We start from the raw sequence: 22315 nt of genomic DNA, 5'->3' as shown, positions 1-22315 counted from the left end.
TAGCCTTTCTCCTTGTAAAGCCTGATCACGTTCATTTGCCTGAAAAATCGGCATTCGATGATCAAATGATGATTAAATCATCATTGCGGCCATTTTTACGTCACTGCGCCGCGGTTTACCGGCGTTCTGATGGGTAAAGAAGGGTAAAACGCCTTTAATCACCTGCCGTAACTATCTATGATCCTCTCCTGATTGTATTTTCACCGACTCCAACTTTTGTCGATAAGTGAGATTTTTACTATGGATCGTATCGTTGCTTCTTCCTCATCACGCGCGGGTTCGCTGTTAAGCACACACCGTGTGCTGCGTAATACTTATTTTATGCTTGCGCTGACGCTGGGCTTTTCTGCTATTACCGCGACGGCCAGCACGATACTGCGTCTGCCTTCACCAGGCATGCTGATCACTCTGGTCGGTTTTTACGGGCTGATGTTCCTGACTTACCGCACTGCCGATCGTCCGGCCGGAATACTGGCGGCGTTTGCCCTGACTGGTTTTATGGGTTACACCCTTGGTCCGATGCTCAGCTCACTGCTGGCAGCCGGTGCGGGTGACATTATTATGCTGGCCCTCGGCGGTACGGCACTGGTGTTCTTCTGCTGCTCAGCCTATGTGCTGACTACCCGTAAAGATATGTCATTCCTGTCAGGGATGATGATGGCGGGTTTTGTGGTGTTACTGGTGGCGGTGGTCGCTAACCTGTTCCTGCAGATCCCTGCGCTGTCGCTGGCGATAAGCTGCCTGTTTATTCTGTTCTCCGCCGGTGCGATTTTGTGGGAGACCAGCAACATCATTCATGGTGGCGAAACCAACTATATCCGCGCGACGGTCAGCCTGTATGTCTCGCTGTATAACGTGTTCGTCAGCCTGTTGAGTATTCTGGGGCTGTCACGCAGCAACTGATTCTCACGAATGACGACCAGAGCCCCGCAAGTGCGGGGCTTTTTATTTTGTGCCGATGACCTTTTTGCTAGACTGTGTGCTGAATTTTTATCGCTTTGAGGTTATATGCTGGAGTTTGCAGGTCGTGAAATTGAGACCGATGCGCAGGGTTATCTGAAAAATAGCGCGGACTGGGACGAAGCCTTGGCCCCGCGGCTGGCCGAACAGGAAGCCATTACCCTGACTGACGCCCACTGGGAAGTGATCCGCTTTGTGCGCGAATTCTATCTGGAATTCAATACGTCGCCTGCCATCCGCATGCTGGTCAAAGCCATGGGCCAAAAATATGGCGAAGAAAAAGGCAACAGCCGCTATCTGTTTCGGCTATTTCCTGAAGGCCCGGCGAAGCAGGCCACTAAAATTGCCGGGCTGCCGAAGCCGGTGAAATGCCTGTAAGAAATACCGGCAAATTCTCCGTCAATGGCGGATTTTAAAGTCGCTGAAGTCACCAGACGCCGCCGGTTCGCTTAATACACGATCCACGGTGGCATGTTTCGGCCCACCCTGTTTGAGCCACGCCAGTAACTGGTCGACTTTATCCTGCTCGCCGCAGGCCACTACTTCAACGCTGCCGTCATCCAGATTTCTGGCATAACCGGTCAGACCGAGTGCCGTAGCCTGATGCTGTGTTGCAAAGCGAAAGCCGACACCTTGTACCCGGCCGTAGACATAGGCGGCTATACTGATTTTTGCCATAATATTCTCTCCGTTAGCGGTATGGTTCGTTGCAATTTAGACTGCTTGCCCGGACAATGACGCTCTTTTTTTGTCTCCGAACTGACAGAACCTAATTCTATGACTGCTCGTTTATTTCTGGCCAAAGGCCGCGAAAAATCCCTCCTGCGCCGCCATCCTTGGGTGTTTTCCGGCGCTGTTACCCGTGTTGAAGGCAAAGCGAATTCCGGCGACACTATTGATATTGTAGACAGTCAGGGTAAATGGCTGGCCCGCGGTGCCTATTCTCCCTCTTCGCAAATCCGTGCCCGCGTCTGGACTTTCCGCCAGGACGAAGACATTGATATCGAATTTTTCGTCCGTCGTTTACAGCAGGCACAAAGCTGGCGTGACTGGATTGCCAAACGTGATGGCCTTGATGGCTACCGTCTGATTGCCGGTGAGTCCGACGGCCTGCCGGGCATTACCATCGACCGTTTCCAGAATTTCCTGGTCATACAGCTGCTGTCCGCCGGTGCAGAATATCAGCGTGCTCCGCTGCTGGCGGCGCTGCAAAAATGTTACCCGAATTGTGCCATCTGGGACCGTTCTGACGTCGCTGTGCGTAAGAAAGAGGGTCTTGAACTGACTCAAGGCCACGTTCTGGGCGATGAACCGCCTGCCCTGCTGCCGATTCAGGAACACGGCATGAGTTTGCTGGTCGATATTAAAGCCGGCCATAAAACCGGCTTCTATCTTGATCAGCGTGACAGCCGCCTGGCAGCACGTAAATATGCGAAAGGACGTAAAGTCCTGAACTGCTTCTCATACACCGGCGCTTTTGCAGTCTCTGCATTGATGGGCGGCTGCGAGAAAGTGATTAACGTCGATACCTCGCAAGGTGCACTGGATATCGCCCGGCAGAACGTCGAGCTGAATAATCTGGATCTCTCCAAAGCCGAGTTTGTGCGTGAAGACGTCTTCCAGCTGCTACGTAAATACCGTGCAGAAGGCGAACAGTTCGATATGATCGTGATGGATCCACCGAAATTCGTCGAAAATAAAAATCAACTGGCCAGCGCCTGTCGCGGCTATAAAGATATCAACATGCTGGCATTACAGTTGTTGCGTCCGGGCGGCATTTTGTTGAGTTTCTCCTGTTCTGGCCTGCTGCCAACCGATCTGTTCCAGAAGATCCTCGCGGATGCGGCACTGGATGCTCACCGTGAGATTCAGTTTGTGGAGCAGTTCCGTCAGGCGGCTGACCATCCGGTGATTGGTTCTTATCCGGAAGGTCTCTACCTGAAAGGCTTCGCCTGCGTGGTGATGTCCTGATTTTATCGATCTGTGCCTTTAACGGGCACAAATCGCGAATCATCAGTGCTGAAAGTGGTCAAAACTTGAAATAGCGCGTCCTGCCTCCATATAGAAGGTAGAACGTATTTTTCAGGAGGTAACTATGATTGCCAGCAAATTCGGTATAGGCCAGCAGGTCCGCCACAGACTGTTAGGGTATTTAGGTGTGGTGATTGACGTGGATGCGGAATATTCACTGGATAAACCCGATGCCACAGAAGTGGATGCCGACGAAGCAATGCGCACTGCGCCCTGGTACCACGTAGTGATGGAAGACGATAAGGGCAAGCCGGTACATACTTATCTGGCTGAGATCCAAATTGATCACGAAGCCGCGCGCTCGCACCCCGAGCAAACTTCGCTGGATGATTTGGCGGAGTCGGTCCGCAATCAGTTACTGGCACCACGCCTGCGAAATTAGGCCTCTGCAAAATAGAAGCATCTGCCACAAAAACCGGTCTTCTTGAGACCGGTTTTTTTATGACTGCGTTAACTGCCGGACCTATTTTTCCATCCCCAGGCGTGGGATCTCAATTTTAGGACAGCGATCCATGACCACCTCCAACCCTGCCTGTTTCGCCAGTACCGCCGCCTGTTCATTGATCACGCCCAGCTGCAGCCACAAGACTTTTGCGCCAATATCGATGGCTTCCTGCGCGACGCCATAAGCGGCCTCTGCATTACGAAAAACATCGACCATATCTATCGGATGAGGGATCTCCGCCAGCGTCGCGTAGGCTGTTTGTCCAAGCAAGGTTTTACCTGCCAGTTTTGGGCTCACCGGCGTCACCTCATACCCTTGCGCAAGCAGATACGCCATCACACCATAGCTGGGACGTGAAAAATTATCACTGGCACCGACCAGGGCGATGGTTTTGACGTCGTTAAGGATCGTACTGATATCTTTGTCTTGCATGGCGTAAACCTCATTGAATGACGTCTGGAAAGTGTAACTCACCCGGCGGCTTCAACAGCGTTTCCTCACAGCAAATGCGGGACATCGACTGCAGGAATAGTGTTTCAAAAAGTAAACATGAATACATTCTGCAAAATTTTGACACATTATGTGCGTTGTTCGATAATAGAGGGTGTCAGTCGCGGTTAAAGGAGGAACTATGAACGTCAAAACAAAGGCCATGATGGCCGCTTTATTATCGGTTTGCCTGCTGGCACCCGCATATGCCACCAGCCTGAAGCTTTCACCTGAGCTGGATTTGCTGGTTATTGATGGCAAAAAGATGTCAGGCGCCATTCTTAAAGGAGCAGACAGTCTGGAGGTCGATGCCGGACAGCACCAGATTTTGTTTCAGGTGAGCAAAACACTGCACCCCGCCATGATGGCCCCGATGACTTACCACTCCCCTGCGATGATCGTGACGTTCAGCGCGAAAGACTTACGTTCAGTTTCTTTCGTTTTGCCTCCGCTCAATAATGAAGTGGACGCTGCCTTCTTCAGCCGGAAACTTAACTACCGCGTGGTGGATGAAAACGGCCGGGATATTGCGACCCGCCGCGATGTTCTCAGATCAGCCACCTACAGCAATTCCGTCGATCTGGTGAAGATGATGATCCGCTATAACCAGTCAGGTCTGAAAGCCTCAGTGCCGGATTTTGCCACACTGGCACAAAAGAGTGATTCTGTAGTAAATCCTACTTCGCTCTCCGCACTGATCCCGGCCAGCCCTTCGGCAATGCAGTCATTACCGCCGTTCTGGGCGCAGCTCACTTCATCTGCGCATTTTGGTCGTTTTTTGTCTTGGTTCACGCTGCCCCACGCCTGATATCAAACAGATTTTCCAGCCTGCATCACGAATTACATGTTCATTCCCTGAATAGTTGCACCAGCGCTATGCAGTAAAACGCAGTTTCAGTACTCTGAACGCAGCTATACTCTGCGTTTCTGACTCTGCGTTTAAGGGATAATCGATGGAATTTACCACCCGCACCATTGCCAAGAAAAAACATATCGCGCTGGTCGCACACGACCACTGTAAAAATATTTTGATGAAATGGGTCGATAAGAATATGGCCGAGCTGGCGCAGCATACGCTTTATGCCACCGGCACTACGGGTAATCTGGTGCAGCGTAATACCGGCATTGAGGTGAAAAGTATGTTAAGCGGCCCGATGGGCGGCGATCAGCAAGTGGGCGCGATGATTGCGGAAGGGAAAATCGACATGTTGATTTTTTTATGGGATCCGCTGAACGCGGTGCCCCATGACCCGGATGTGAAAGCTCTACTGCGTCTGGCCACCGTGTGGAACATTCCGGTTGCCACTAATCTGTCGACGGCAGATTTTCTGATTGCATCGCCATTATTTAAATCAGAAGTGGAAATTTCAATTCCTGACTACCAGCGCTATCTGTGGGCCCGCCTGAAAGATTAATCCGTTTTTTGCCCGTCAATGCACCTTTTGCTGCATTAACGGGCATCCTCACTACAAATCAGGGTTTCCGCTGGGCCGGCACGCCTAAATCTTCCAGTTGCTCAACAAACACCGACGGCTGAGATTTGTTCTGCAACAACCAGACATTGTGCTTCGCTCTTGTCATAGCGACATAGAGCAGACGCCGCTCTTCGGCATCTGCGAAGTTCTCCGGCTCGGGCAATAACACCTCTTCCAATAACGACTCGCGCACTGCCGCCGGAAAACCATCATTCCCTTCGTCCAGACCAACAATAATCACATATTCGGCCTGCTGACCTTTGCTGGCATGAATGGTCATAAAGTCAATATTCAGCTTCGGCCAGCGGGTCGCAGCTTTCTGCAGGACTTCTGGGCGCCGGTGATGATAACGGGCGAGCACCAGGATGCGTTCTTCAGATTTGGCAAAGCCGCTAAGCTTGTCCAGCAGCGCATCCAGCTGATCCTGCGGCAGGATAACCACGTTTTTCTTATTTCCCTTTGTCAGGCTATTCAGCGGTTTCTTCAACTGGTAGGGGTTTTGCTGAACGAATGTGTTAGCAATTTCACCAATGCGATCATTAAAGCGGTAAGTCGTATCGAGGGCGCACTGCGCACCGTCGCCAAAGTTTGCGGCAAAAGCCGTGGTCAGCGACAGTTCTGCCCCGCTGAAATGGTAGATGGCCTGCCAGTCATCTCCCACGGCAAACAGACTGGTGTGACTATTTTGCTCGCGCAGGGCGGCTAAAAGGCGCGCCCGCTGAGGCGAGATATCCTGAAATTCATCCACCAGAATATGTTTCCAGGGACTGACAAAGCGGCCCTTCTCCAGAATATTCACTGCCTGATGAATCAGACCGGAAAAGTCGACTGCGTCTTCATCCTTCAGGGCTGACTTCCAGGCTTTCAGCAACGGGGCCATCAGGCGAATACGTTTCTGGAAAAGATCCCGCACCTCTTCGGATGCCTGTTCGACCATTTCCGCCTGGCTGCCGCCGTGCATGCGCATCAGGCCAAGCCAGCGCTCAAGACGGCTCCCCAGACGTTCGGCCAGCGCTTTATTTTTCCAGTAATCACCTTCGGGAATATCCCACTCAAGTTCGTCCGTCATCCACTGCCGCCAGCCGCTGGCCTGTACTTTTTTCTCAGCGCACTGCTGCTGCCAGGTTTTGATTAACAAACTACGGCGGGCTTTGCTGTCCGTTTCCAGTTTGCTGATTTTTGGCGCTTTCTTACTGCCTTCCTGAATGATATGCAGTGCCAGCGCGTGAAAAGTTTTGGCCTTAATGTCACTGGTGTTCAGCCGCTCTTTGATGCGGGCGTTCATCTCATCTGCCGCCTGCCGGCCAAAGGCCAGTAGCAAGACCTGTTCAGGATGGGCCTCCTGCCGGTGCAGCAACCAACCGGCGCGCGCCACCAGCACAGACGTTTTACCGCTCCCCGCGCCAGCTAAGACCAGCACGGAGTCTTCGCCGTTAACGACGGCACGGCACTGGCTGTCGTTTAGCGGCGAGGTTTCCACGCTGTCAAAAAATGCGCGGTTTTGTTCGATAACCCGGCTGGTCCAGGCAATATTGCGTTTATCGACGCTTTGCGCGCCCTGCCGCAGCCACTTCAGACAAAGTTCGTAATCATCACGACAGTTATCGAATTCACCCAAGCGCTCAACGGGAACCGGAACAGCAGTAAAGGCCTCCGCGATGTTTTGCTGAACCGCCGCCAGTTCGCTTTTTTTGAACCATTTGTCCTGCTGCTCAATGCCCGCGATGCTTTCCGCCTGCTGATGCAGAACGCCGGCACTGACGTCACTCATCTCCTCACTCCAGCGTTGCCACACTTTCAGAAGATGGTGATAAAACTGCTGCGTTTCCTGCCATTCGGTACCGTGCAGCCTGACGACTTTTTCTTCCGGCAGCTCAAACTCCAGCTCACCCCAGACAATGCCGCGCTTGCAGCGGATATGAATGAGCTGATTGAAAGGGATCAGGTAATGATGTTTATCGCCACTGACTTCAACGCCTGCATTGAGCAACCGCACCCGGTTATAAGGATGCTGTGCCAGATGTTTCCCGAACGAAGTCGATCTCAGTTCCATATCATCAGCCATGATTTCTCATTTTAAGAGCCATTAATTGATAGCTAATTATTAATTAAGGATTTGCAGGCAGTTTACCTGCAACAAGCGCTGGCGCTCTACCCCCAAAGTCAGGGTAGAATAAAAAGAGTAGAATTTCCGTTAACGCGATGGCGTTACTAACCTCTTTTGACCTGAGCCGGGTGATTACATGCGTGCTATTTTAAATATTCTGAATTTCGTATTGGGTGGTGTCTTTACGACGCTGGCGTGGCTATTCGCCACACTCATCAGCATCGTGCTGGTTTTCACTCTGCCGCTGACCCGTTCCTGCTGGGAAATCACCCGGCTGTCATTGGTTCCGTTCGGCAATGAAGCCATGCACGTCAATGAATTGTACCCGGAAAAACGTAATGCCGTGTTATCCGGAGGCGGGACGTTGCTCAATATCTTCTGGTTCATCTTTTTCGGCTGGTGGCTGTGCCTGTCCCACATTGCCGCCGGTATTGTGCAGTGTTGCACCATCATCGGTATTCCCGTCGGTATTGCTAATTTCAAGATTGCCGTGATCGCACTGTGGCCTGTTGGTCAGCGTGTGGTTTCCGTTGAGCTGGCGAAGCAGGTCCGTGAAGCCAATGCCCGCCGCAATCTGGACAACGGCCGCATCCGTTAATTATTGCCTGATTTTTCAGCCATTACTTCAGCCTTTTTATTACGTGGAGTTCGTCGTGCTCTCTTTTGCTCCGGGTCTGAGGCGTTTTGCCTATAACAGCAATGTGCTTTATTACATCCGTATATTTATCACGCTTACCGGGGCGGCGGCGGTGCCGTGGTGGCTTCAACTGCCGAAATTAACTATCCCGTTAACGCTGGGCGTGGTGGCTGCTGCGCTGGCGGATCTTGATGACCGGCTGACTGGCCGCTTACGCAATTTGCTGATAACTCTGGTTTGCTTTTTCATTGCTTCGGCTTCGATCGAACTGCTGTTCCCTTATCCCTGGTTTTTTGCCTTAGGGCTGATGGTCTCTACCTGCGGTTTTATTCTTTTAGGCGCACTGGGGCAACGCTATGCCACGATTGCTTTCGGCGCTCTGCTCATTGCGGTTTACACCATGCTCGGCACCAGCATGTATCAGGTCTGGTATCAGCAACCGGTACTGCTGCTGTGCGGGGCTATCTGGTACAACCTGCTGACGCTGGCCGGACATATCCTCTACCCTATCCGCCCTTTGCAGGATCTGATTTCGCGCTGCTATCAGCATTTGGCACACTACCTGGAAGCCAAAGCTGCGCTGTTCGACCCCGATCAGGAGGGGGATAACAAGAAACAGTTGGTGGAGTTGGCAATGGCCAATGGTCAGTTGGTTGCCACACTAAATCAGACTAAAAATACGCTGCAAACCCGCCTGAAAGGCGACCGGGGACAGAAAGGAACGCGCAGAACGCTGCACTATTATTTCGTCGTACAGGATATTCACGAGCGGGCAAGCTCCGCTCATGTGCAATATAAAAAGCTGAGTGAACAGTTTCATCACAGTGACATTTTGTTCCGCTTTCAGCGCCTGATGAATATGCAGGCCCGCGCCTGTATGCAACTTTCGCAATCCATTCTTTACCGGCAAAAATATTCTCATAATACTCAGTTCGAACGGGCATTTTCCCGCCTTGACGAAGCCCTGCTGCGCCTTGATTCCCAAGCAAAACACAGGGGAATGCTCCAGGCACTGCGTCATTTACTGCGTAACTTACGCGCCATCGATGCTCAACTGGCCAGCATTGAATCCGAACAGACATTACCTGAGAACCAGGATGGAAAAAGTCCGTTTGCAGAAAACAAACTCACCGGCTTTGAGGATATCTGGTTACGCATATCCCGCCATCTGACCTCGAAATCAGCTCTGTTTCGCCACGCCATCCGCATGTCGATTGTGCTGGTCATTGGTTACGGATTTATTCAGATCAGCGGGCTGAGCCACGGCTACTGGATTTTGCTCACAAGCCTGTTTGTCTGCCAGCCAAACTACAACGCCACCCGCCGCCGTCTGGCGCTGAGGATCATTGGTACGTTGGCCGGGATTGCGCTGGGTATTCCCATTTTATATTTCGTCCCTTCGATCGAAGGACAGATGGTGCTGATCGTCATCAGCGGCGTACTGTTCTTTGCATTTCGTAATGTGCAGTACGCACATGCCACGATGTTTATCACTCTGCTGGTCCTGCTGTGCTTTAACCTGCTCGGCGAAGGATTCGAAATCGCCATTCCACGTATTATTGATACGCTTATCGGCTGTGGCATCGCGTGGGCAGCAGTGAGTTTTATCTGGCCGGACTGGAAGTTCAGGCAACTGCCTGCGGTGGTAGAAAGAACGTTCACTGCCAATTGCCGCTATCTTGATGCCATTTTGGTTCAATATCATCAGGGCAAAGACAACGGGCTGGATTACCGGCTGGCGAGGCGTGACGCACACAACTGCGATGCGGAACTGGCATCCGTTGTCTCGAATATGACCTCAGAAAAGAATAATGATCCGGAGACGCTTGAGGCGGCGTTCCGCCTGCTGTGCCTCAATCACACCATGTTGAGCTATATCTCCGCACTCGGCGCGCATCGTGAAAAACTACATGATGCAGAGACCCTGCGGCTGCTGGATGACGCAGCATGCTGTGTCGATGGTGCGCTACATCATGAACCTTCAGAATCCGGACGCATTCAGCAAGCGCTGGAACAGTTGATGGCGCGCATTCAACTGCGCACCACCGAGTCGGACAGTAAAGAGCAACTGGTCTTGCAGCAAATTGGCCTGCTTGTGGCTCATCTTCCTGAACTCACCGACCTTAACAGCAAAATTCTGCCGGTCACCGACGCGTAAATTTTTTGAACATCGCAAACAGGTCTCAATGCGCTGGCAATGACGTCAGCGCCTGATGCGATATAAACCATTGCGTTAGCAGAATACGGGCGTCATGAGGCAGTGCCGCTTCATGAAAGCCCAATATCGCCCCTTCTAGTGCCATCAATACATTTAATCCGACATTCTGCTTAACAGAACATAACTTTAAATAGGTGGTACACGCGCCCTGAGCCCTTAATTCCGAAGAGGTGGATATCCCCACCTGCCACAGTAAACGCTCAAGATTCAGACTGATATTCGGCAAGTCTTTGAGTCTCGCATTCCCATTTTTCTTCGTATTAATGTCGTTGAGCATCCCGTCCAGTGAACTTTTTGCCAACCCTAAGAGCCGCTCAGACTCATCCCAAAGGCTTTCGCTCACTTTGAAATAGCGTAATGAAATGGCAATCCCCCTTTTACGGTAAATCAGGGACTCCATGCCCATTAACCCGAAGATTTTTTCGTTCTCCTGGTTCGCCCGCAGATATAACTCACCTTCGGAGACGAGTGCAAACATGATGCCATTTGCAGAGAGACTGTAGCCACCGAACTGAGATCTTGAATGTATGTTTCCTAATGAAGCGAAACGTTGTTTAGATTCAGAAATCCTTTTTTTTGATTTATTAATCATTGCGATATCCTTTCTGTGAGTAGACTCGAATATACTTTTTATAGTTACGTGGGCAACTAAATGCAAAATACGCAAAGTCCCTCGGAGCACCAAACAGAAAATGCATTTACATGAGTTTGCCTTCAAAATATGCGAGATTTCTTGGAAAAATTTGGGTTGATCTTTGTCCAATCAACGAGTACTGTACATCCATACAGTAACTCACTGGCGGGGCATAACATGCGAACTCAATACCAGGAAATTCATCGTTTCAGTCATCAGGCGCTTTCTACAAATTCACCGAGCGCCACTCAACCGATATCGACAAATAATGGTCTGATCACTGAGTTCGTCTATAGCGAGAGCCAACCAGCCCTATCTCAGTTACTTCTACCTTTATTACAGCATCTCGGGATGCAGTCGCGCTGGCTGTTGTGGCTCACCCCACAACAAAAACTCAGCCGCCATTGGATCTCTCAATCAGGTCTCCCTTTAGGGAAAATTGTCCAGGTTAACCAAATTAATGCGATGTCGACTGTTGATGCGATGGAAAAAGCTTTGCTGACAGGAAACTACAGTGTAGTACTTGGATGGTTGCCAGATTTGACGAATGCAGAGCGTGAAAGATTGCGATTAGCGGCAGTTCAGGGAGGGGCTTATGGGTTCATCATGAGACCCACAAATGATGCAATCTCAGGTCATGGACAGCAACCAATCGCAAAAATTCAGTCCTCCGTGTACCATTAGTTCAAATTAGGAATGTTCTGATGAAAATAGAGGGTTTTTCAGTGAATTGTGCTAAAAAGTGCGTTTTTGTCGGTAAAAATGGGCTTAGAAGGTGCAAGTAACCCCATAGTTTCGTCAACAAATAGCCAAACATGTTAAGAAATGTGTACGTTTTAGCCTTTTTTTCCATGTTGTTGCCATATCAAGCTTGTAAGTTTCTCGCCACGTTGTAGACTTTACAACGCCAAGGTTGCTCTATAATGCCAACGTAAAGTGGCAAAGTTCTTAACGGAAGCAATAACTTTGGCTCAAGGATTTTAACCAAGGGCTTAAAATGCTTAAAGCTCAATTGGCCCATTTGGATGATAACGAGGCGCAAAAATGAAAAAGACAGCTATCGCATTAGCAGTGGCACTGGCAGGTTTCGCAACCGTAGCGCAAGCTGCCCCGAACGATAACACCTGGTACACCGGTGGTAAATTGGGCTGGTCCCAATACCATGACACTGGTTTCGCAAATGCTTACGAAGGTATCGGCAATGGCCCTACCCACGACAGCCAACTGGGTGCAGGTGCGTTTGTAGGTTACCAAGCCAACCAGTACCTGGGCTTTGAAATGGGATATGACTGGCTTGGCCGCATGCCTTACAAAGGCGACGTGAACAACGGTGCTTTCAAAGCGCAAGGCGTTCAACTGGCTGCTAAACTGAGCTACCCACTGACTGACGATCTGGACATCTACACTCGTCTGGGTGGTATGGTTTGGCGTGCAGACTCCAAAGGCAACTTTGGCGCAACTGGCGAACGCATTAGCGATCACGACACCGGTGTTTCTCCACTGGCAGCCGTTGGTTTCGAATATGCTGTAACCAAAAACTGGGCTACTCGTCTGGATTACCAGTGGGTTAACAACATCGGTGATGCTGCTACCGTTGGTGCACGTCCTGATAACGCAATGTTGTCTGTTGGTGTTTCTTACCGTTTCGGTCAAGACACTGCTGCAGCTCCAGTTGTGGCACCAGCTCCAGCTCCAGCTCCAGTTGTTGAAACCAAAAAGTTCACTCTGAAGTCTGACGTTCTGTTCACCTTCGGCAAATCTAGCCTGAAACCAGAAGGCCAACAGGCTCTGGATCAGCTGTACACCCAACTGAGCTCTATGGATCCTAAAGACGGTTCTGTTGTAGTTCTGGGTTACACCGATGCAGTCGGTTCTGAGCAGTCTAACCAGAAACTGTCTGAGCAACGCGCTCAAACTGTTGTTGATTACTTAGTTTCTAAAGGCATCCCGTCAGATAAAATCTCTGCACGTGGCATGGGCGAAACTAACTCAATCACTGGCAACACCTGTGGCTACAAATCTGGCCGTGCTACTAAGGCTCAGATCGCTTGCCTGGCACCAGATCGCCGCGTAGAAATCGAAGTTAAAGGTATCAAAGACGTTGTGACTCAGCCTCAGGCTTAAGTCATCCCGCTTTAATACTGTTTAACCACAGATATTAAAAACCCCGCTTAGGCGGGGTTTTTTTATATTCGAATTCAGTGTGAGACTTAGGCGGGCAAGTCAGGCGTGATGAAACGCCCGATTTGAACTACTATTTATTACCGAGGATTTGCTGCAGGTCTTCTTTGAGTGATGACATTTGGGTCGCGTATTTTTCTTTACGCTCTGCATCTTCCAATAACTGGATAATAGTATCGGATAGCGTAGCACCACGGCGCTGGGCCAAACCGGCCAGTCGTTGCCAGACTAAAAATTCGAGGTCGATAGATTTCTTGCGGGTATGTTGATGTTCTGAATTGAAATGACGTTTACGCCGGGCACGAATGGTCTGCTTCAAGCGGTTCTCTAAAGCAACATTCATATTATTAGCGATCCAGTCCAGAACTCTTACCGGCTCATTTTCTAACTTTAGAAGTTCATCTACAGCATCCTGAGCGGCGCTGTTTTCGATATGCCGGGTAATACGTTCACCTTCACGGTGTTTCTTTACCAGGTACTTCCATTTCCAACCGCTCTCAAGATTTTCCAATTGCTGATATTTCATTGTGAGCTCTTCTGTGACCCCGTAACTTTGCTAAGCATAACAGCTTTATTTCATTTTTCACTGCAAATAAATCATGCCGCTCTGCTCAATTTTTGCACGGACGAACCCGCTCTGCAGTGACGAAGGTCTTAACCATGACTCTCTCTGTATGCAGCCGTGTTAATTCTTGTATAATCGCCCTTTCCCTTTTTAAAGATCACAGCTAACACATTGACCAATAACCGACTTGATTGGCAGTTATTACTGCCCGATACCGCGCCTTACGAGGCAACATTCGCAACGGCTGCTGAGTTGGCCCCAGTTGATTTTTCGGCTACACAGCCAAGACTGGAAAATGGTTTAACGCTGTTTTGTCATCCGCTCTCCCGTCCGCGCTTTATGACGATTAAAGCGCTGGAAAGTCGTGAGTATTTGTCACGTATTACAGATGTCGTTAAACAGATCTTGCCTGAGCAGGAAGAGGTCGTTGGCTCCCGATATCTTATCGACGGCAGCCAAATCACTCTTCAGCCTGCGCAATCTGCTGATGACGCATTTGCGGCAAAACTCACCTGTCATTATCAGGAGTGGATCGAATCAGAGCAGTTGTTTGGCTGTGTCCGTCTGTACAAAGATCAGATTCAACTTGAACCAGGCCTGATTCATCAGGTGAACGGTGGTGTGCTGGTCCTTTCTGTACGCTCTCTGCTTGCCCAACCGCTTATGTGGTTACGCCTTAAGCAGATGATCACGCAGGGTTGGTATCACTGGACGTCCCCGGATGAAAGCCGCCCGCTTCCTGTTTCTATTCCGTCAATGCCTCTGGATCTGCGTCTAATTCTGGTTGGCGATCGCGTTTCGCTGGGCGAGTTCAACGAGATGGAATCAGAACTGCTTGAATCTGCCGTATATGGCGAATTCGAAGCAGACCTGCCGCTCACTGAACCCAGCGATATGGAAACATGGTGCGGCTATATCAATACGCTGGCTGATGAGCTGGAGATCCCCCGTCTGGCAGCTGACGCGTGGCCCGCTCTGCTGAGGCTTGCCGTACGGTACAGCACCGATCAGGGTAGCCTCACACTTTGCCCGTCGTGGCTGGGCGCTCAGCTCACCGAAGCGGCGTTATACAACGAAGATGAACAACTTAGTCTGAAAGCTTTTGAAGCTGCTATCACTGCCCGTGCGTGGCGCGAAAGTTATTTGCAAGAGCGTATGCAGGATGAGATTGAACTCGGGCAGATCCGCATTGAAACCGAAGGCGAAGTCATTGGTCAGATTAACGGTCTGTCGGTGCTGGAATATCCAGGCCATCCGCGTGCTTTCGGTGAACCTTCCCGCATAAGCTGTGTCGTACACACCGGCGACGGTGAGTTCACTGATGTCGAACGTAAGGCAGAATTAGGCGGTAACCTTCATGCTAAAGGCATGATGATTATGCAGGCATTCCTGATTTCTGAGTTGGAGCTTGACCAGCCTCTTCCCTTCGCCGCATCGATTGTTTTCGAACAGTCCTATGGCGAAGTGGACGGCGACAGCGCATCGCTGGCTGAACTTTGTGCACTGGTCAGCGCACTGTCATTGCAGCCGATCAATCAGCAGATTGCTGTGACCGGCTCCGTTGACCAGTTTGGTAACGTGCAACCTATTGGCGGCGTAAATGAGAAAATCGAAGGCTTCTTCGAAGTTTGTCAGCGCCGCGGTCTGACCGGTAAGCAAGGGGTCATTCTGCCCACCAGTAACGTGCGTAATCTGTGCCTGCATCCACAGGTACTGGAAGCCGTTCGCGAAGGGCAGTTCCATTTATGGGCAGTTGATAATGCAGCAGAAGCGCTGCCTATCCTGACCGGATTGATTTACTCGTACGAAGAACAGGCTGAAGAAGTGCGCCCAAGCTTGCTGGGCTTGATTCAGGAACGTATCGCGCTGGCTCTGCCACATGATCGCCACCGTTACCCCTGGCCGCTTCGCTGGTTGAACTGGTTCAGCCGCAGCTGATCGGAGTTGTTCAGCTTACACCTGTTAGCTAAACTCCGTCCTTCAATAAAATAAGGCTTAGATAGAACATGGTAGATAAACGCGATTCCTATACGAAAGAAGACCTCGTAGCCTCTGGCCGTAGTGAACTTTTCGGTGCCGGTGGCCCGCCATTGCCATCTGGCAATATGTTGATGATGGATCGCATCGTCAAAATGCAAGAAGACGGCGGCACGCATGGTAAAGGCTATGTGGAAGCAGAGCTGGATATCAATCCTGATTTATGGTTCTTCGGCTGCCATTTCATCGGTGATCCGGTGATGCCAGGCTGTCTTGGACTGGATGCAATGTGGCAACTGGTTGGTTTCTATCTGGGCTGGCTCGGTGGCGAAGGCAAAGGCCGCGCACTGGGCGTTGGTGAAGTCAAGTTCACCGGTCAGGTATTACCGACCGCAAAAGTGGTTACCTACCGCTTGAACTTTAAACGCGTGATCAACCGTAAACTGATCATGGGTGTTGCCGACGGTGAAGTACTGGTTGATGGCGTGGTTATCTATACCGCCACAGACCTGAAAGTGGGACTTTTCAAAGACGCCGCTGCTTTCTAAAATCTGGCTGTTCTTCTAAAAAAACGAATACGGCAACGTATTCGTTTTTTTTATGTCTGCAATACATGTTTACGTCACGTAGAAACGAAAACCTCCGCCCGTAGCGGAGGTTGTTCCTTTTTCTGACAGAGCTCCGCTTAAGCGGTAACTGCCCTGTCCTCCATGGCTTGTCGCCAACCCCCGAGCCAATGTGATCGGGCATCTAATGATTGATAGGGGCAAATCTCTTTCGAACGCCCGCCTATTCCGGCTTGGTAACCGCGTGATAATGCCCGTTCCAGGCGATCGCGTTTTTGTCTCTTCATGCCTTGTTTCCCTCATTTATTCAGGTTCAGGTGGAAAGAAAACAGTGGCCCGCATCTGCGTCCACACTTAACAAATAGCCGCTATCGCCTGAGAGGTCAATGCGCAAATTTCACGCCAATGTCATATTTGTACGCTATTTTATCTGATTGCGCGCGAGCTAATCGCGCCATAAAAACCTTATCTGGCTGATCACCAATAAAAAATCCCGGACACTGAAAGATCAGAATCCGGGATTTTTGTTATTTAGCTTAAATAAAATTAAGCTTAAAAAATGTTCATCTTACCTGACTGGCTATCTGGCCCGCTTCTTGCTGCCAACCGGCTGCCAGCGTACGCACCAATGCATCATAGCCATCTTCATTCTGCTTGAGGACCAGATTGAAGCTTCGCTGAATCGTCTGCCCGTTGCGCGTCAGCACCCAGCTGCCGCTTATCAGGGCTGAACCATCATAGCGTCCATGGAAGCCCGTAACATTGACGTTAAGTACGTCCTGTTCGCCGCTATTGGCAGGTTGTGCCGATACAACGCGGCCCGGCAGTTCACGCCCCAAGTAAGTCACCAAAGACTGCTGGAGTTGTTGATCTAAAGGGCTGGCCCACAGGTTGTTTTGTGTCAGCACATACTGAACATCATTAGTCTGGAAAACCAGACCATTGCCCGCCAGATAGTCCGCCACGCTGACATGTTCAACCCACAACTGGCGCTGCTCGCGTTGCGACACCATGTTGCTGCCGCTGGTTACCGCCGGGGAGTTGCCGAGTAGTGGCAGCTGATAGTAAGTTTTCTGATCACTGCTACTACAGGCAGTCAGAAATAATGCTAAGACGACAGGTATCCATTTCATCATTATTTGGCCTTCTTCGGCTGAGGATCATCTTGCCCTGGGGCTGAGAAAATCAGTGCGTTGCTTTTCTGATTGAGTGTTTTCAGAACCGGTTGCAGTTCACGCAGGGTTTTATCCAGGCTTTGCATATCACCGACCAGATTTCCATAAGCCGGAGAACCAGGCTGGAAGCCTTTAAGGCTGCGGTTCAGTTGGATAAGCGTCTGCTGCATATCCTGCGGCAGAGTTTTCATCTCTTTACTGCCGACAATGGCATTGAGTGAATCAATAGTTCTCTGCGTTGCCTTCATGGTTTTCTGACTTTCTGCCAGCGTACTGGTCGCTTCACGCAACATAGGTTCAATCGGTAACCCGTTGATTTTATCCAGCGTGGTCATCAGTTTTTGCTGAATCTGCGCGAACCCACCGCTCACCGTCGGTAATAATTTGTGCCCTGCTATTTCCAGCGGACCTTTCCACGGTTTCTCATTAGGGTAGAAATCGAGATCGATAAACATCGAACCGGTGAGCAAGTTGGCTGATTTCATCGAAGCACGCAGGCCATGGGCGATGCCATCACGGATATGGTCTTGAATATTGAAGCTACTCCCCAACAACTGATCGAAACGGTCCGGCTCAATGCGAATCAAGACAGGAATACGGTAGTCATCGGTGATTTGCTGATTCATGACATTCAGCGGATATGGCACTTCTGCCACGGTCCCCAGCCGGATACCACGGAACTCCACCGGTGCACCAGGTTGCAGGCCGCGGACAGAATCGGAGAAGAACATCACGTAATCCATATGACGGGTATACAGGGATTCCTGAATACTTTTTTGGTCGTCAAAGAGCTGATAATTATCGCCGTTTTTCGCTTCCTGTCCCTGCGTCCAGCCATTTGGAATATCAAAACTCACGCCACCGCTGAAGAGCGTGGTGAGTGAGCCCATTTCGACACGCATCCCTGCGGCAGACATATCGAAATTCACACCGCTGTCTTTCCAGAAGCGCACATTGTCTGTGACCAACGTGTCGTAAGGAGCACGAATAAACAGCTGGTATTTGATGTTACGGGCTTTCGGATCAAAATGGCTGGTTTCAACACTGCCGACCTGGAAACCGCGGAACAGCACCGGGTCGCCCGGGTTGAGCTGTCCGGAACGTTCGCTCTCGAGCACCACGCGGATGCCTTTGGCATCTGGTGAAGCCAGCGGAGGAGAGTCATCAAGTTTGTACTCCGCCTTTTCGCCGCCTTTATTACCTGGCTGCAACTGGATGTACGCGCCCGACAGCAGCGTACCTAAACCCGACACCCCTTCGCGGCCAATTTGCGGTTTCACCACCCAGAATACGGAGTCGTCACGGAGCATTTTTTCCATGCCAGTGTTCAGACGCGCCCTGATGATAACCTGTTGCAGGTTATCACTTAGGGTCACGCTTTCCACTTTACCGACATCAACGTTACGGCTTTTGATGGTGGTCTTTCCACCCTCAATACCTTCAGCGGTCGTGGTAATTAAAGTGACTTCCGGCCCCTGATGGCTGTAGTGATAAAACAGTATCCAGGCCCCGATCAGTGCCGTCACAATCGGGATGATCCAGACAGGCGACCAGCGTTTAATCTTTTCGATCTTTGCGGTGCCACCGTTACCGTGAGGCATATCATTTTCCGCCATCTTGTTGCTCCTTCATAGGCTGTACTACGGCCCGATCCCAAATCAGCCTTGGATCGAAAATCATTGCGGCGAACATAGTAAGAATGACGACGCCAGCAAAAAGCAGTGCGCCGATGTCCGGAAATATACTCATTAGTTGCCCCATTCTGACCAGTGCAGAAAGCACCGCGATCACAAATACGTCGATCATCGACCAGCGTCCGACAAATTCGACCACCTCATAAATAACATGCAATCTTTCCCGGTCGATCTGTTTGTTGCTATTGGCATCCCAGCACAGCCAGCCGATGGCAATCATTTTTAATGTTGGCACCAGGATACTGGCAATCAAAATGACCATAGCAACGGGATATGAACCTTCACTCCACAGCAAAACAACACCGGCCATAATCGTCGACGGCATCGGCGTTCCCAATACCTGCGTGATCATAATAGGTAATAAATTCGCGGGGATATAAAGCAGAATCGACGTCACCAGCAATGCCATGGTCCATTGCACGCTGTTTTTGCGCCGCGCGTATCCCTTTGTTTCACAGCGGGAGCAGACAAGCTGATCCACGGGCAAAATCGCCATACAGCAATGGCAGGATCGCAGGCCCTGACTCAGCCCGCTTTCACCCACCCGCAGAGGCTGCATCAGCCGTGGCGCGGGCTCAACCTGCTGCCAAAGCCAATAACGGTCGGTACACTGAAATGCACGAAGTTGCAGCAGGCAGAACAGCACATAAGGAAGAAAGCTGGTGCCCACCCCCACATCACCATAAGCCATCAGTTTTACAAAGCTGACCAGCACCCCGGCGAGGAAAATTTCTACCATACACCAGGCTTTAAGACGGAATAGGGTACGTGCGATGCTCACTTTCCAGTGGGCTGTAAGCCGGGTGTTCATGCACAGTACGATGATAGAGAACATACAAATCGCTGGAAGTAATTGCACCACGATCATAAACAGAGAAGCCATACTGGCGTAGTTCTCGGAGACCAGCACCTGCGGAATTTGGATCAACGTCACTTCGCTGCCAAGGCCGGCAACTTTCATGTTCACGAAGGGAAAAAGGTTGGCGAGCAGCAACATAAAAAGCGCGCTTAATGCGTAGCCTATAGGACGTCTGCGGGGTTCTTTCCAGCGTGATGTCAGCGTAGTGTGACAACGAGGACATTTCGCTTTTTGCCCGATGGCAACAACGGGGATCTCCACCAATAAGTCGCATTGGGGACACAAAATGTGCGGGTCATGAATATGAGAACACACAGTCAACTCCTCAACGGCGGAAGATACTAAGACCTGCACAGGCGGAAAAATCCGTTATCCGTCTGTGCAGGAAAGGACAGGCTTAGCCGTTTTTCTGCGCTTCCAGCGCTTCCCAACGTTCAAAAGCCTGCTCTAACTCTTGTTCGACGGCAGCCAGCGAGTTTAATACTTGCTGGGTTTCGTCATGCGGACGGGTGAAGAAATCCGCATCACTCATTTGTTGCTGTAATGCGGCGATGCGCCCTTCCAGCTCGCTGATTTGCGCAGGCAAAAGCTCCAGCTCACGTTGCTGATTATAGCTGAGCTTATTGGCTGTGCGTTTGGCAGGTTCTGCTTTCGGCTGTGCCGACGCTTTGTTTTCAGCCGCTGCAACCTGACGGATTGGCTTCTGGTTACGGCGCTGATGCTGCGCATCATGGTAACCCCCCACATAGCTGCTGATCACACCATTGCCTTCATAAATCCAGCATTCGGTGGCCGAGTTATCAACAAATTCACGGTCATGGCTCACCAGCATTACGGTGCCCTGATAGCTGTCGATCATCTCTTCCAGCAGTTCCAGCGTTTCCACATCCAGGTCGTTGGTTGGTTCATCGAGAATCAGCAGGTTGCTCGGCCGCAGGAACAATTTTGCCAGCAGCAAGCGGTTACGTTCGCCGCCTGACAACGCTTTCACTGGTGTCATCGCACGTTTAGGGTGGAACAGGAAGTCCTGCAGGTAACCCAGCACATGGCGTGAGCGGCCGTTAACCATAACTTCCTGTTTACCTTCTGCCAGGTTGTCCATCACGGTACGTTCCGGATCAAGCTCAGCGCGGTGCTGGTCGAAGTACGCCACTTCCAGCTTAGTACCGCAGTGAACACGGCCGCTGTCTGCCTGAAGCTGACTTAACATCAGTTTCAGCAACGTGGTTTTACCACAACCGTTCGGGCCAACCAGCGCAATTTTGTCACCGCGCATCACCTGAGCAGAGAAGTGGCTCACCAGCTGTTTACCGGCAATCGCGTAACTGACATCTTCCATCTCGAAGACAATCTTGCCGGAGCTTGAGGCTTCAACAACCTGCATCTTGGCGGTGCCCATCACTTCACGGCGGTCAGAACGCTCTTTACGCAGGGCTTTCAAGGCGCGGACGCGTCCTTCGTTACGGGTACGACGGGCTTTGATGCCCTGACGGATCCACACTTCTTCCTGTGCCAGTTTTTTATCAAACTCGGCGTTCTGCAGCTCTTCAACACGCAGAGCCTCTTCTTTCGCCAGCAGATAGGCTTCGTAGTTACCTGGATAGGAAACCAGTTTGCCGCGATCAAGATCGACAATGCGAGTCGCCATGTTGCGGATAAACGAACGGTCATGGGAAATAAAGATAATGCTGCCCTGGAACTCTTTCAGGAACTCTTCCAGCCAGCTGATACTTTCGATATCCAGGTGGTTGGTCGGTTCATCGAGTAACAGAACTTTTGGAGAGCTGACCAGCGCACGGCCCAGTGCGGCTTTACGCAACCAGCCGCCAGAGAGCGACGTCAGTTCAGCATCGGCATCCAGACCCAGTTGCAACAGCACTTCGTTGATGCGGCTGTCGAGCTGCCATAAACCCTGATGATCAAGAACTTCCATCACCTGGGAGAGTTTATTGAGGTTTTTCTCGCTCGGATCGGTTTCGACCAGATGCGAAATCGCGTGATACGCCTTAAGGTGTTCAGCCTGCTCGGAAACGCCTTCAGACACGAAGTCGAAGACGGTACCGGTGACGTTACGCGGCGGATCCTGCTGCAGACGCGCGACAATCAAATCCTGCTCATAAACGATACGGCCATCATCAAGCGGCACTTCACGGTTGATGATTTTCATCAGCGTTGATTTACCGGCGCCGTTACGGCCTACCAGACAGACGCGTTCGTTTGGTTCGATGTGTAATTCGGTGTTATCCAACAAAGGCGAGTCACTGAATGACAGCCAGGCACCTGACATACTGATTAACGACAT

At 50.8% G+C, this 22315-nt stretch carries 22 protein-coding genes; 12 read left to right on the top strand and 10 right to left on the bottom strand.

Features of this window, described 5'->3' with window-relative positions:
- The first annotated feature begins 240 nt into the window (after positions 1-240).
- Together yccA and tusE are read left to right on the top strand one after the other, a co-directional pair.
- Positions 241-903, top strand: coding sequence for an FtsH protease modulator YccA (yccA, locus tag ACZRKO_RS03720; protein ID WP_463735902.1), 663 nt, complete (start codon positions 241-243; stop codon positions 901-903).
- 105 nt (positions 904-1008) lie between these two features.
- On the top strand, positions 1009-1338 hold the full coding sequence (gene tusE / locus ACZRKO_RS03715) for a sulfurtransferase TusE (RefSeq protein WP_463735901.1): 330 nt from the start codon (positions 1009-1011) through the stop codon (positions 1336-1338).
- A gap of 21 nt (positions 1339-1359) precedes the next feature.
- On the opposite strand, the gene yccX is transcribed toward tusE, so the two are convergent.
- Positions 1360-1638, bottom strand: coding sequence for an acylphosphatase (yccX, locus tag ACZRKO_RS03710; RefSeq protein ID WP_463735900.1), 279 nt, complete (start codon positions 1636-1638; stop codon positions 1360-1362).
- 99 nt (positions 1639-1737) lie between these two features.
- On the opposite strand from yccX, the gene rlmI reads away from it, so the two are divergent.
- On the top strand, positions 1738-2931 hold the full coding sequence (gene rlmI, locus ACZRKO_RS03705) for a 23S rRNA (cytosine(1962)-C(5))-methyltransferase RlmI (protein WP_463735899.1): 1194 nt from the start codon (positions 1738-1740) through the stop codon (positions 2929-2931).
- Between the two features lie 124 nt (positions 2932-3055).
- Positions 3056-3373 carry a heat shock protein HspQ gene (gene hspQ / locus ACZRKO_RS03700; protein ID WP_463735898.1) on the top strand — a complete coding sequence of 106 codons (318 nt, stop codon included), beginning with the start codon at positions 3056-3058 and terminating at the stop codon, positions 3371-3373.
- An 81-nt stretch (positions 3374-3454) separates the two neighbouring features.
- Here hspQ and ACZRKO_RS03695 read toward each other — a convergent pair whose 3' ends face one another.
- Positions 3455-3868 carry a CoA-binding protein gene (locus ACZRKO_RS03695; protein WP_463735897.1) on the bottom strand — a complete coding sequence of 138 codons (414 nt, stop codon included), beginning with the start codon at positions 3866-3868 and terminating at the stop codon, positions 3455-3457.
- A 199-nt stretch (positions 3869-4067) separates the two neighbouring features.
- On the opposite strand from ACZRKO_RS03695, the gene ACZRKO_RS03690 reads away from it, so the two are divergent.
- Together ACZRKO_RS03690 and ACZRKO_RS03685 are read left to right on the top strand one after the other, a co-directional pair.
- A complete protein-coding gene (locus ACZRKO_RS03690; protein WP_463735896.1) occupies positions 4068-4733 on the top strand; it encodes a DUF2057 family protein in 666 nt (221 codons plus the stop codon).
- 145 nt (positions 4734-4878) lie between these two features.
- Positions 4879-5340 (top strand): methylglyoxal synthase, encoded by a 462-nt coding sequence (locus ACZRKO_RS03685; RefSeq protein ID WP_463735895.1) that lies wholly within the window; start codon positions 4879-4881, stop codon positions 5338-5340.
- Positions 5341-5398: 58 nt separating this feature from the next.
- On the opposite strand, the gene helD is transcribed toward ACZRKO_RS03685, so the two are convergent.
- Positions 5399-7453 (bottom strand): DNA helicase IV, encoded by a 2055-nt coding sequence (helD, locus tag ACZRKO_RS03680; protein ID WP_463737459.1) that lies wholly within the window; start codon positions 7451-7453, stop codon positions 5399-5401.
- 190 nt (positions 7454-7643) lie between these two features.
- Between helD and ACZRKO_RS03675 the strand changes: the two genes are divergently transcribed.
- Both ACZRKO_RS03675 and yccS read left to right on the top strand, forming a co-directional pair.
- On the top strand, positions 7644-8105 hold the full coding sequence (locus ACZRKO_RS03675) for a YccF domain-containing protein (protein ID WP_463735894.1): 462 nt from the start codon (positions 7644-7646) through the stop codon (positions 8103-8105).
- 55 nt (positions 8106-8160) lie between these two features.
- The gene (gene yccS, locus ACZRKO_RS03670; RefSeq protein ID WP_463735893.1) at positions 8161-10302 is read left to right on the top strand and encodes a YccS family putative transporter; all 2142 of its coding nucleotides are present in this window, start codon (positions 8161-8163) and stop codon (positions 10300-10302) included.
- A gap of 25 nt (positions 10303-10327) precedes the next feature.
- On the opposite strand, the gene ACZRKO_RS03665 is transcribed toward yccS, so the two are convergent.
- Complete coding sequence (locus ACZRKO_RS03665; RefSeq protein ID WP_463735892.1) at positions 10328-10954, bottom strand: TfoX/Sxy family DNA transformation protein; 627 nt, start codon at positions 10952-10954, stop codon at positions 10328-10330.
- 219 nt (positions 10955-11173) lie between these two features.
- Between ACZRKO_RS03665 and sulA the strand changes: the two genes are divergently transcribed.
- Positions 11174-11680, top strand: a complete 507-nt coding sequence (gene sulA, locus ACZRKO_RS03660) for an SOS-induced cell division inhibitor SulA (RefSeq protein WP_463735891.1) — start codon at positions 11174-11176, stop codon at positions 11678-11680.
- Between the two features lie 360 nt (positions 11681-12040).
- Positions 12041-13120 (top strand): porin OmpA, encoded by a 1080-nt coding sequence (gene ompA, locus ACZRKO_RS03655; RefSeq protein WP_463735890.1) that lies wholly within the window; start codon positions 12041-12043, stop codon positions 13118-13120.
- Positions 13121-13250: 130 nt separating this feature from the next.
- Here the strand turns inward: ompA and matP are convergent, their stop codons facing one another.
- Positions 13251-13703, bottom strand: coding sequence for a macrodomain Ter protein MatP (matP, locus tag ACZRKO_RS03650; protein WP_463735889.1), 453 nt, complete (start codon positions 13701-13703; stop codon positions 13251-13253).
- A 210-nt stretch (positions 13704-13913) separates the two neighbouring features.
- Here matP and ACZRKO_RS03645 point away from each other — a divergent pair, with 210 nt between their 5' ends.
- Positions 13914-15680, top strand: coding sequence for an AAA family ATPase (locus tag ACZRKO_RS03645; RefSeq protein ID WP_463735888.1), 1767 nt, complete (start codon positions 13914-13916; stop codon positions 15678-15680).
- A gap of 68 nt (positions 15681-15748) precedes the next feature.
- Complete coding sequence (fabA, locus tag ACZRKO_RS03640) at positions 15749-16267, top strand: bifunctional 3-hydroxydecanoyl-ACP dehydratase/trans-2-decenoyl-ACP isomerase (protein ID WP_120130840.1); 519 nt, start codon at positions 15749-15751, stop codon at positions 16265-16267.
- Between the two features lie 137 nt (positions 16268-16404).
- On the opposite strand, the gene rmf is transcribed toward fabA, so the two are convergent.
- The 5 genes from rmf to ACZRKO_RS03615 form a co-directional block, all read right to left on the bottom strand.
- Entirely contained in the window at positions 16405-16572 is a 168-nt protein-coding gene (gene rmf / locus ACZRKO_RS03635; RefSeq protein ID WP_104921488.1) for a ribosome modulation factor, read from the bottom strand.
- A 276-nt stretch (positions 16573-16848) separates the two neighbouring features.
- Positions 16849-17421: a membrane integrity-associated transporter subunit PqiC gene (gene pqiC, locus ACZRKO_RS03630; RefSeq protein WP_463735887.1), complete on the bottom strand. Its 573-nt coding sequence runs from the start codon at positions 17419-17421 to the stop codon at positions 16849-16851.
- Complete coding sequence (gene pqiB, locus ACZRKO_RS03625; RefSeq protein ID WP_463735886.1) at positions 17421-19076, bottom strand: intermembrane transport protein PqiB; 1656 nt, start codon at positions 19074-19076, stop codon at positions 17421-17423. The genes pqiC and pqiB overlap by 1 nt, the downstream gene beginning before the upstream one ends.
- Positions 19063-20328, bottom strand: a complete 1266-nt coding sequence (pqiA, locus tag ACZRKO_RS03620; protein WP_463735885.1) for a membrane integrity-associated transporter subunit PqiA — start codon at positions 20326-20328, stop codon at positions 19063-19065. The genes pqiB and pqiA overlap by 14 nt, the downstream gene beginning before the upstream one ends.
- A gap of 82 nt (positions 20329-20410) precedes the next feature.
- Positions 20411-22315, bottom strand: coding sequence for an ABC transporter ATP-binding protein (locus ACZRKO_RS03615; RefSeq protein WP_463735884.1), 1905 nt, complete (start codon positions 22313-22315; stop codon positions 20411-20413).

The sequence above is a fragment of the Ewingella sp. C233 genome (assembly GCF_055407225.1).
The sequence above is the reverse complement of the archived record's forward strand: the minus strand, read 5'-3'. Positions and strand labels throughout refer to the sequence as shown.